The organism is Tychonema sp. LEGE 06208 (assembly GCF_015207505.1).
Taxonomy (GTDB): Bacteria; Cyanobacteriota; Cyanobacteriia; order Cyanobacteriales; family Microcoleaceae; genus Microcoleus.
This window is the reverse complement of the sequence record NZ_JADEWT010000015.1, coordinates 73,471-83,547: the sequence shown is the minus strand read 5'-3', so window position 1 is coordinate 83,547 and position 10,077 is coordinate 73,471. Positions and strand designations below refer to the sequence as shown.

General features: G+C 45.7%; 10 protein-coding genes. 9 read left to right on the top strand and 1 reads right to left on the bottom strand.

The features are described 5' to 3' along the window. Positions 1-878, bottom strand: an 878-nt coding sequence (cysS, locus tag IQ263_RS06550) for a cysteine--tRNA ligase (RefSeq protein WP_194066708.1), incomplete at its 3' end; no start/stop codon positions are given. 427 nt (positions 879-1,305) lie between these two features. On the opposite strand from cysS, the gene IQ263_RS06545 reads away from it, so the two are divergent. The 9 genes from IQ263_RS06545 to IQ263_RS28255 all read left to right on the top strand — a co-directional run bounded on the left by IQ263_RS06545 (position 1,306) and on the right by IQ263_RS28255 (position 10,028). Continuing rightward, positions 1,306-1,524 carry a hypothetical protein gene (locus IQ263_RS06545; protein ID WP_194066707.1) on the top strand — a complete coding sequence of 73 codons (219 nt, stop codon included), beginning with the start codon at positions 1,306-1,308 and terminating at the stop codon, positions 1,522-1,524. A 150-nt stretch (positions 1,525-1,674) separates the two neighbouring features. Then, positions 1,675-3,072 (top strand): DUF4912 domain-containing protein, encoded by a 1,398-nt coding sequence (locus IQ263_RS06540; RefSeq protein ID WP_194066706.1) that lies wholly within the window; start codon positions 1,675-1,677, stop codon positions 3,070-3,072. Further along, complete coding sequence (locus tag IQ263_RS06535; protein WP_194066705.1) at positions 3,047-3,193, top strand: hypothetical protein; 147 nt, start codon at positions 3,047-3,049, stop codon at positions 3,191-3,193. Before IQ263_RS06540 ends, IQ263_RS06535 begins: the two co-directional genes overlap by 26 nt. 659 nt (positions 3,194-3,852) lie before the next feature. Beyond that, entirely contained in the window at positions 3,853-5,169 is a 1,317-nt protein-coding gene (locus tag IQ263_RS06530; RefSeq protein WP_194066704.1) for an ABC transporter substrate-binding protein, read from the top strand. A gap of 290 nt (positions 5,170-5,459) precedes the next feature. Next, on the top strand, positions 5,460-6,368 hold the full coding sequence (locus IQ263_RS06525) for a carbohydrate ABC transporter permease (RefSeq protein WP_194066703.1): 909 nt from the start codon (positions 5,460-5,462) through the stop codon (positions 6,366-6,368). A gap of 73 nt (positions 6,369-6,441) precedes the next feature. Next, positions 6,442-7,305, top strand: a complete 864-nt coding sequence (locus IQ263_RS06520; protein WP_194066715.1) for a carbohydrate ABC transporter permease — start codon at positions 6,442-6,444, stop codon at positions 7,303-7,305. Positions 7,306-7,574: 269 nt separating this feature from the next. Next, entirely contained in the window at positions 7,575-8,657 is a 1,083-nt protein-coding gene (locus IQ263_RS06515; RefSeq protein ID WP_194066702.1) for an ABC transporter ATP-binding protein, read from the top strand. A 379-nt stretch (positions 8,658-9,036) separates the two neighbouring features. Beyond that, positions 9,037-9,384, top strand: a complete 348-nt coding sequence (locus IQ263_RS06510) for a hypothetical protein (protein WP_194066701.1) — start codon at positions 9,037-9,039, stop codon at positions 9,382-9,384. Between the two features lie 419 nt (positions 9,385-9,803). Then, on the top strand, positions 9,804-10,028 hold the full coding sequence (locus tag IQ263_RS28255) for a DUF3574 domain-containing protein (protein WP_333193796.1): 225 nt from the start codon (positions 9,804-9,806) through the stop codon (positions 10,026-10,028). The last annotated feature ends 49 nt before the right edge of the window (positions 10,029-10,077 follow it).

Sequence of the window (10,077 nt, the reverse complement as noted above, 5' to 3'; positions counted from 1 at the left end):
CCCGACCAGTTCCCCTCCAACAAATCGCGAATTGTAATAAAATTGTGCAAAGATTTCGACATCTTTTTGCCATTGACAGTCACAAAAGCATTGTGCATCCAATAATTAGCCAGAGACTTACCAGTCGCAGCTTCAGATTGAGCAATTTCGTTTTCGTGGTGCGGAAAAATTAAATCGGAACCGCCGCAGTGAATATCAATAGTTTCGCCAAAACAATCGCGCACCATCGCCGAACATTCGATGTGCCATCCGGGGCGACCTTTTCCCCAAGATGACTCCCAAAAAGGTTCTCCCGGTTTGGCGCTTTTCCACAGGGCAAAATCTGATGAATCTTGCTTTTTTTGACCTTCTATTTCTGCGGTTTCCAATCTACCGCTAGCCCCGGCTTCCATTTCTTCCAACTTGCGACCGGAAAGCTTTCCGTAATCGGAAAACTTTTTAACGCTGTAATAAACATCGCCGCTGGAAGCATAGGCAAAGCCTTTGTTTTCTAACTCGTGAATCAGCCGTTTTATGCCGTCCATTGAGTGTGTGGCGCGGGGATATTCATCAGCCCTGAGAATATTTAGCTTGTCCATGTCGGCAAAATATTCGTCGATGAAGCGTTCGGCTACGGCTTCCATTGTGGAATTTGTTTCTCGCGCACGGTTGAGAATTTTGTCATCAATATCGGTAAAATTCTGAACGTAGCGCACCGAGTATCCGCGCCACATCAGATATCGGCGCACCATATCCCAAACAATGTAGGCGCGGGCGTGACCGACGTGGCAGTAATCGTATACCGTAACGCCACAACAGTACATCCGCACCTTTGAGGGTTCGAGGGGATCGAAAGGTGATTCGCGGCGGGTCAAGCTGTTGTAAAGCGTTAGGGGCATGGGATTTGAGATTTGGGATTTGAGATTTGAGATTTTACAAGATTTACGCAGAACTTCTATTTGTACGGCGCGATGCGCGCACCTTATCTGTATGGGTAGCGCGTCAAACGATTTTTGCGTCCAAAACTGTTGGTTTGTAATTGCGATCGCCCGCAAGCGAAACTTGCAGCACGGTAAGCCCAACAGCTTACCCAGGAAATTTTGTATTCAATCTGCTTTATCCATAGTACCGCCCCTGCAGACTCAATCTCACATCGAATTTATGTCAGGGAATTCTGACAATTCAAGGACAAAGATCCCTGTCAGGCTGTAAATGTCAAGATTTCCTGACATATTGATCCCCGAAATCACGAAAATGCGTATAAGTACCCATGATTGAGGCAAAAGACCCCTTGACCCGATCGCGAATTGTCTGCAACATTGAGTCATGACAAAGCGATCCCAAAGAAATGCTTCAATTAAGCAGCTATGGGAGTCAAATAGCGCGTGTGCTGGCAGCACAGCGTTGCTAGCAGCACCGATCGCCCTCGCAAAATCGATCTTGTCAATCAAGAATCGACAGATAAAGCTTTATTTAGACCGGACGGTGCGCGCGGAAGCCAAAAAGTCACAAATCCCGATCGCAATTTGGGACAAGACAAGCTAAACACAAGCAAGGCTTCAAAGGTTGGAGAGATTAGGAAGCTCGATAAAATTTGTACTTATAAAGAGTTTCTAACTCAAAAAATCAACACATTATTCAAGTGTTGAAACAAAAAATCTAACCCGCAATCGCAAATTAGAGGAGAAAAAACTCATGGCAAAAGAACGCCCACCATTAGAAGAGATGACTTTGCGACAACTCCGCAGAGTCGCTAGCGAATGTGGAGTGTCTCGCTACAGCCGGATGCGGAAATCGCAACTCCTGGCATCAATTCAAGAAATTCAGCGCAACAAATTTTCATACAGTCCATCTCGCAAACTAGAGGCACAAGAAGCAGTGGAAGCAGCAAAGTTTGAACTTGGTCAAGAAGATAGAACAGGCGGTTCCTTGTCGTCTGTCGATGAAGGTTTAGCAGATTTACCCAACGGCTACGGCGAAAGTCGGGTGGTTTTGATGCCACGCGATCCAGAATGGGCTTACACCTACTGGGATATCTCCAACGATCGCAAACAAGAATTGCGCCGCCAAGGCGGACAGCAACTCGCCCTGCGGATCTACGACGTGACAGATGTTAACCTCGAAATCCAAAGCCCGCACAGCATTCAAGAATATCCCTGCGACGAACTGGCGCGGGAATGGTACGTACCGATCCCCGTTAGCGATCGCGATTATGCGATCGACATCGGCTACCGCTGTGCAGACGGTCGTTGGTTGATCTTAGCGCGATCGGCCGAAGTCCGCGTTCCCCCAATCTATCCCAGCGACTGGATAGAAGACCAATTCATCACCCTCGACTGGGAAGAAGACTTGTCCGGTAAAACCTTCGCCGAACTGGTTCCGCCTGCCAAAAAAATCGCACAAGCAAGCAACGGTAACAGTTTCAACAACACCCGTAACGGCATCTACCAAGAAATCTTCGGCATGGCAGAATCGGCAGAATCGATGCGCGTAGCTGGTTCCATGTTCGGTTCCATGCCGCACGTCGCCGGTTCGGTTCAGCAAGCAGGCATCCACGAACAAGCTTTGAGTTCCTACGTGTTCCCCTCCGGTGTCGGAATGTGGGCAGCCCCCGCCATGTCCGGGCTCACCATGTCCGGTGCGGGTATGTCCGGTGCCGGTATGTCCGGGCTCACCATGTCCGGTGTCGGTATGTCCGGTGTCGGTATGTCGGGACGCACCATGTCCGGTGTCGGTATGTCCGGGCTCACCATGTCGGGTATGGGGATGTCCGGTGTCGGTATGTCGGGAGTTGGCTTCGCCGCCCCGATGCGCCCCCGCCAGTTCTGGTTAGTTGCTGACGCAGAACTGATCGTCTACGGTGCCACCGAACCCGACGCTACAGTTTACGTAGGCGGACAGCCGATCAAACTCAATGCTGACGGCACTTTCCGCTTCCAGATGTCTTTCCAAGACGGCTTAATCGACTATCCGATTTTTGCAGTAGCAGCAGACGGCGAACAAAACCGCGCCATCCACATGAAATTCAACCGCGAAACCCCAGAACGGCACACCAATACCAAGCAAGATGCTGTTGTGGAATGGTTGGGCTAACACTAAAGGTCGATCGCGACGCGGACAGGCGCGCAGGTTTGTGCCAATTTTTCAACCATCACAAGGTCTCGCCGCAGCCGATCGCGATTTGTTAGGGTTAATCCCAGACAACAACCCATAACACCCCCTATGCACCGTTCTCCTGTTTTGAGGAGCGGTGTTTTTTGTTATTGGTTATTGGTTATTGGTTATCGGTTATTGGTTATTGGTTATTCGTTATTCGTTATCGGTTATTGGTTATTCGTTATTCGTTATTCGTTATTCGTTATTGGTTATTGGTTATTCGTTATTCGTTATTCGTTATTGGTTATTGGTTATTGGTTATTCGTTATTCGTTATTGGTTATTCGTTATTCGTTATTCGTTACGAATTCCCAATTTCCCATTCTCAATTCCCAATAACAACTAACAAATAACAACTAACAGCTAACAGTTAACAGCTAACAGTCAACAGTCAACAGTCAACAGTCAACAGTCAACAGTCATGAGGAGTGCAACCGGAATTGATATCACGAACCGGCCAAACGACTCAATCATGTCAATGCCAAATGCCAGCGGAAACGATATTTGACAATACTCTCAATATCTGCCTGTAGATAGATGCTTACTTAACTCGCGATCGCACTCGTCCAATCCAAATTAGCACTCTTCACTCAACGATTATTAAGTAAGCTAAAGTTTACTTAAATTTTTATTACACAAACTCGCCCAATCCCGTGAAACATCAGAAAGCGAGTTAAGAGAGAAATAAGGCGATCGCACAGGAACTTCTCCCAAGCAAATGCAAAAAATAAATTTTACACCCCAGCGAAGGCAGAAGCATCCCCGTCTTTTCGCCTTAAGCGCCGTCACATTAGCCGCCATCTTGCTGTTATTTATTCTGCCCGCACTGAGTAAGCAGCCCGTAACCCTCACCATGTTAATGCAAGGCCAAGACATTGCTAACTGGAAACCCTTTGTCAAAGAATTTGAACAGAAAAACCGCGACATTCGCATCAACCTCATAGAAGGGCCCTTTGACACAAACCTCGTAGAAAATCTTTACACATCTGCCTTTTTGTTAGGCGACTCGCCCTACGATATCATCAACATGGATATTGTTTGGGTTCCCAAATTTGCCGCCGCAGGTTGGGTGATGGATTTGACAGACAGAATTCCCCCCAAACAACTATCAAAGTTCATTCAAGGTAACGTCGAAGGCGGCCGATATCGAGGCAAACTTTACCGAATTCCCCACGCTTCCGATGCCGGAATGCTTTACTACCGCAAAGACATTTTAGAACAAGCGGGAATTCCAGCGCCGAAAACCTTTGAAGAGATGGCAAAAATCTCTCAAAACTTGCAAAAACAGGGAAAAGCAACTTGGGGTTATTTGTGGCAAGGTAAACAATACGAAGGAGTATCTGCGATGTTTGTCGAAGTGCTCTCCGGTTTCGGCGGCTTCTGGGCTAACCCTCAAACTTTTGAAGTTGGGTTAGACAAACCGGAGGCAATTAAAGCAGTAGAATTTCTCAAAAATACGATCGCCTCTGGCATTTCTCCACCCGGTGTCACTACCTACGGCGAAGAAGAAACCCGGCTGTTGTTTCAAAACGGCAAAGCGCTGTTTTTGCGAAATTGGCCCTATGTTTGGAAGCTAGCAAATGCCGAGGGATCCAAGGTGAGAGGCAAAATTGCGATCGAGCCAATGCTCAGCAGTACGGGTAAAACAGGCGGTTCCTGCTTGGGCGGCTGGGGCTGGGGAATTGCCAAAACCTCAAAACATCCAGAACAAGCGTGGAAAGCAATTAAATACCTTACAAGCGAAGCAACCCAGCGTAAATTTATTTTAGAAACGGGTTTAATTCCTAGCTACAAATCCCTATTTACTAACAAAGAAATAGTCGCCAAATATCCTCACTACCCGCAACTGCTAAAAGTAGTAGAACAGCCAGTTTTGCGCCCGCCCATAGCACAATACGCTCAAGCTTCTGATATTTTGCAGCGCTATTTGAGTTCAGCTTTTACCGGAAGAATGACTGCAGAAGAAGCAATGAAAGCAGCAGCTAGCGAAACTCGCAATTTATTAAGCAGTTTGAAACAATCGAAAGCTTCGTAAAACAAGGAACCTACCGAAGGGAATTCGCCGAAGAGAATTCGCCGAATACAACCAGAATGGAACCCGCCGAATGGAACCCGCCGAATGGAATTCGGGGCTATACAAACAATGTCCGCCTCTGCAGACTGGAAGAACCATGAACTGGAAAATGAGGAAGAAATTAGAGATTCATATCAATTCCGGTTGCACTCATACATGATGTTAAAAGTCAACAGTCAACAGTCAACAATTAACAGCCAACAATTAACAGTAAATTTACTATTCCGATACTTACGGATTTGATATCAAATATGCAATTAGACAAAATGCGACAGCGCGAACAAAAAACAGGATGGATATTAGTAGCACCAGCATTGATAATTCTGCTGCTAGTATTTGCTTACCCAATATTGCGCGCTTTTTGGCTGAGTTTATTCACCCAAAACCTCGGTACTGAATTAAAACTGGTTTTTTCCGGTTTGGCTAACTACAGTCGAATGTTAGGCGACGGGCGTTTCTGGCAAACTTTAAGCAATACCGCAATATTTACACTCGCCTCTGTTGTGCTGGAATTAATTATCGGCATGGGCATTGCCTTAGTCTTAAATCAATCTTTCAGAGGGCGCGGCATCGTGCGGACAATTTCCTTACTGCCTTGGGCGCTGCCGACTGCATTGATGGGTGTAGCTTGGGCGTGGATTTTTAACGACCAATACGGCGTAATTAATGATATTTTGATCCGCTTGGGATTGATCAAAAATAGTATTAGCTGGTTGGGAGATCCGACTTTGGCAATGATGGCAGTGATTACAGCAGATGTGTGGAAAACTACGCCATTTGTCAGCCTGCTTTTGTTAGCGGGATTGCAATCGATTTCCGGTGATTTGTATGAAGCCCACGCCATTGACGGCGCGAGTAGTTGGCAGAGTTTCCGTCAAATTACCTTGCCGCTGCTGATGCCCCAAATTGTGATTGCTGTGCTGTTTCGATTTGCCCAAGCTTTCGGCATTTTTGACTTGATTCAGGTGATGACGGGAGGGGGGCCGGCGGGGGCAACGGAGACGGTTTCTATCTACATTTACAGCACGGTAATGAGGTATTTAGACTTTGGGTACGGGGCAGCTTTGGTGGTGTGTACTTTTTTGCTCTTGGTTGCAGCAGTGGCGATCGCCGCTTATCTGTTATCGAGAGCCCGCATCAATGCAGCCGGAGGAAACTAAGACGATTTATATTTGGGATTTTGGATTTTAGATAACCAACAGTAGCAATTTCCTTTCATTGGTACAAAAAATTATGTCGATCGCCCGCAAACAATCTAACAAAAAAACCTGTAACATCCGGCAACTAATCTTGCCAATCTCAGCGATATTGATCGCCACATATTTCCTCGCACCCATCATCTGGCAGGTACTGACATCTTTCAAAGTAAATGCAGATATTTCAGCAATTCCCAACGTCTACATACCCAAACAAATCACCTTCGAGCATTACATCTCCTTGTTCCAACGCCGCCCCTTTGCACTTTACATTTTAAATAGCACTTTTGTTTCCATTACTTCCACATTGCTATGTTTAGCCGTAGGCGCGCCCGCAGCTTACGCTTTGGCTCGGTTGCGACTGTGGGGCGAGAGAATCATTTTGGCAATTGTAACAATTGTGACCCTGTTTCCGGCGGTGCTGCTATTCTTGGGTTTGTTAGAAATAGTCAAAACTTTGAGTTTAGGAAATAATTATTTAGCCTTAATTATTCCTTACACAGCTATCAACTTGCCCTTGACAATTTTGGTAATGCGGAGTTTCTTTCAACAACTGCCAAAAGATTTAGAAGATGCGGCAAAAGTTGACGGATACAACACTTTTCAAATGCTGTGGCAAATCGTGCTACCGATGACATTTCCCGCCTTAGTTACAACCGGAATTTTGACATTTATTTCAGCTTGGAACGAGTTTATATTTGCTTTGACATTTATAACTCGCGAATCTATGAAAACAATTCCCGTTGCTACCGCTCAACTCAGCGGGGTGTCAGTCTTTGAAATTCCTTACGGCCCGATCGCAGCAGCCACCGTTTTGGGAACCTTACCCTTGGTGTTGCTAGTTTTGGTGTTCCAGCGGCGCATCGTTCAAGGTTTAACAGCCGGAGCAGTCAAAGGATAGTCAGTAGTCAGTAGTCAGTAGTCAGTAGTCAGTAGTCAGTAGTCAGTAGTCAGTAGGTACGGGCGGTGGATCGTGCGTGCGAGCCCTCTTAGTTAGATTCTTCCCTCTTCCTTCGCGCCCTTCGCGCCTTCGCGGTTAGTAATTCTTTCTTCCCTCTTCCCTCTTCCTTCTTCCGACGGACTTACATCCGTTACATCCGTTACATCCGTTACATCCGTTACATCCCGTACATTGCTCGTTGCCGAACTTCCTTCTTCCTTATAAAAATCATGGCAAAACTACAACTAAAAAACCTCAATAAAACCTACAGCCCCAAAGTTGTACCGGTAAAAGATATTAGCTTAGAAGTCAGCGAAGGCGAATTTCTTACCTTGCTGGGGCCGTCGGGGTGTGGCAAATCTACCACGCTGCGGTTGATTGCAGGATTGGAACAGCCAACTCGCGGCGAGATTAGAATTGGCGATCGCAATGTGACTAATCTCAGACCGGGCGATCGGGATATTGCAATGGTGTTTCAAAGTTACGCGCTTTATCCGCACATGACAGTATACGAAAATATGGCATCCAGCCTCAAACTTCGCAAAATCTCCTCCGGCGAAATCAACCGGTTAGTGACGGAAGTTGCAACATCCCTCGGATTGACGGAATTAATCGATCGCAAACCCGGTAAACTATCAGGCGGACAGCGGCAGCGAGTCGCCCTCGGTCGCGCCTTAGTGCGCCAACCAGAAGTATTTTTGCTCGACGAACCTTTGAGCAATCTCGACGCATTATTGCGGGAAAAAGTGAGGGCAGAACTCAAACAATTATTTGCATCACAAAAAGCTCCTGTAGTGTACGTCACTCACGACCAAACCGAAGCAATGACGCTTTCTACAAAAGTCGCAGTTCTCCACAGTGGCACTGTCCAGCAACTAGATCCCCCACACTTAATTTATAACCGTCCTGCCAATCAATTTGTCGCGGGTTTTGTGGGCAGCCCGCAAATGAATTTGTTTGAGCTTAAATGCCAGGGAAATTTTGCGATGTTAGGTAATTTTGGAATTCCACTCCCCAATATGCCAACTGTGCCACCAGAAATTGTGTTAGGAATTCGCCCGGAACACGTCGGTTTTCCAGATGCAGAGGCCGGCAAGATAGCGGCCCCAGAGGCAATTAAAGGTGAGGTTTATTTAGTGGAAAACTTGGGAATGCAAAATTTGGTTAGCGTCCGAGTTAAAGGTGTGGAGTCAGTAACAGTGCGGCTTTTGGTGCCAAATGACCGCCAGTGGAACTCTGAAATTGTCGAGCTGGTTTTGCCGGCTCAGTTCCTGCACTGGTTTGATGTCAGAACGGGCGATCGGCTGCAATAAAAATCGCTCTTGTATAGCGCGATCGAGCTAAATTTGTCTAACTATGTGCTGAATTTTGGTTTTTCGGCTTCTAACTAACTTATGACTTTAGTAAGAGGTACAAGCATTTTGATGCTGTTAACGTGATATTTGTGTTTGAAAAAGCTAGTTGACTCACACATGGGTTTGGTTTTGAAGAGATTTTATCCCTCACCTATGACTCTATTGATGTGCCTAATTACAAGTAACATCATTTCCGGTCGATTGCGGTAAATCGAACGGACAGGATCTAAAAGCTAAGTTCGGCTTAAGCTGGCGTTAGCTGCGGATTTTGGAGCGAGTCAATTAGATGAAAAAATGTTGAAAATTATCGCCAATTAACTGACGGAGTATTACCCAGATGAATTTGATTTCTACAGCGATCGCTCGCATCAATTCCCTGCTGAAGGGCTTTCAAATCAAGAGTTTTTTGAGTGTTGTCTTAGTCGGTTTCATGCTGATGACAACGAATGTTGATGCGGGAAACAGCAACAAAGCTTATAACGCACAAGTCGGTTCAAATGGGGATCTCAACAATCCTGACAGACCTCAAACAACTCGGGAATGGAGACAAGAAGCTCGCGAAACTAAAAACGATCCGGGCGAGAGAGCTCAGAAGATCGGGCAAGAGGCAGGAGCTGCTGTGAAAGAATTTGGGGAAATGTACCAAGACACCGCTAAGAGAAGTATCCGCGAATTAAAGAATTAGGAATAGTTTTTTTGGTGGCAAGGGCCGAAAATCCCGTTCCTAATATAGTGCAAGATGTGCATTTAACCTCACATCTCGCACTATATTTTTAGCTAAATTTAAGTTTTAAATTATTTTAAACGATGTAAGATACAAATTTTATTGGTATTGACAGTTTTGGTGCCTGTATGTTTGCCAGTAGTTTAAGCAACGAAGCGTTAAAAATAATATATGAACAAACATCTTCACAGTCTTGGTTTGACCTGTCTGCTCTTAGTCCTGCCTGTGTTTCCGGCGACAATGGCCCGCGCTAAACTGCCAGAAACTTCCGATCCTAACAGCAAACAAATTTCCTCAAAGATGAACTGTGTTTTGGTTTAACTAAACCGGGAGGCGAGATTGTTTAGGAATCAGAATGGCAGCAGTTTGTCAAGACAGCTATCACCCCTCGTTTTCGGAAAAAACTAACTGTATTAGACGGCTCCGGGCAGCTTTTTAACAGTTCGGAAATTCTGATTATAGAAAAATCAAACATAGTGATTTTAATTTATGAAAATAGCCCCCAAAAAACTAAATCTATTCATGAAATTATTGGCAGTTACAAGCGCAGTTTTCAGCAGGAGTCAGTGCTGCGGACAATCAGCGAAGTTAAGATTTCTTTCTGATGCGATCGGGCAATTAGCGTATTTATGATATTATTTATGGTGAGCGAGG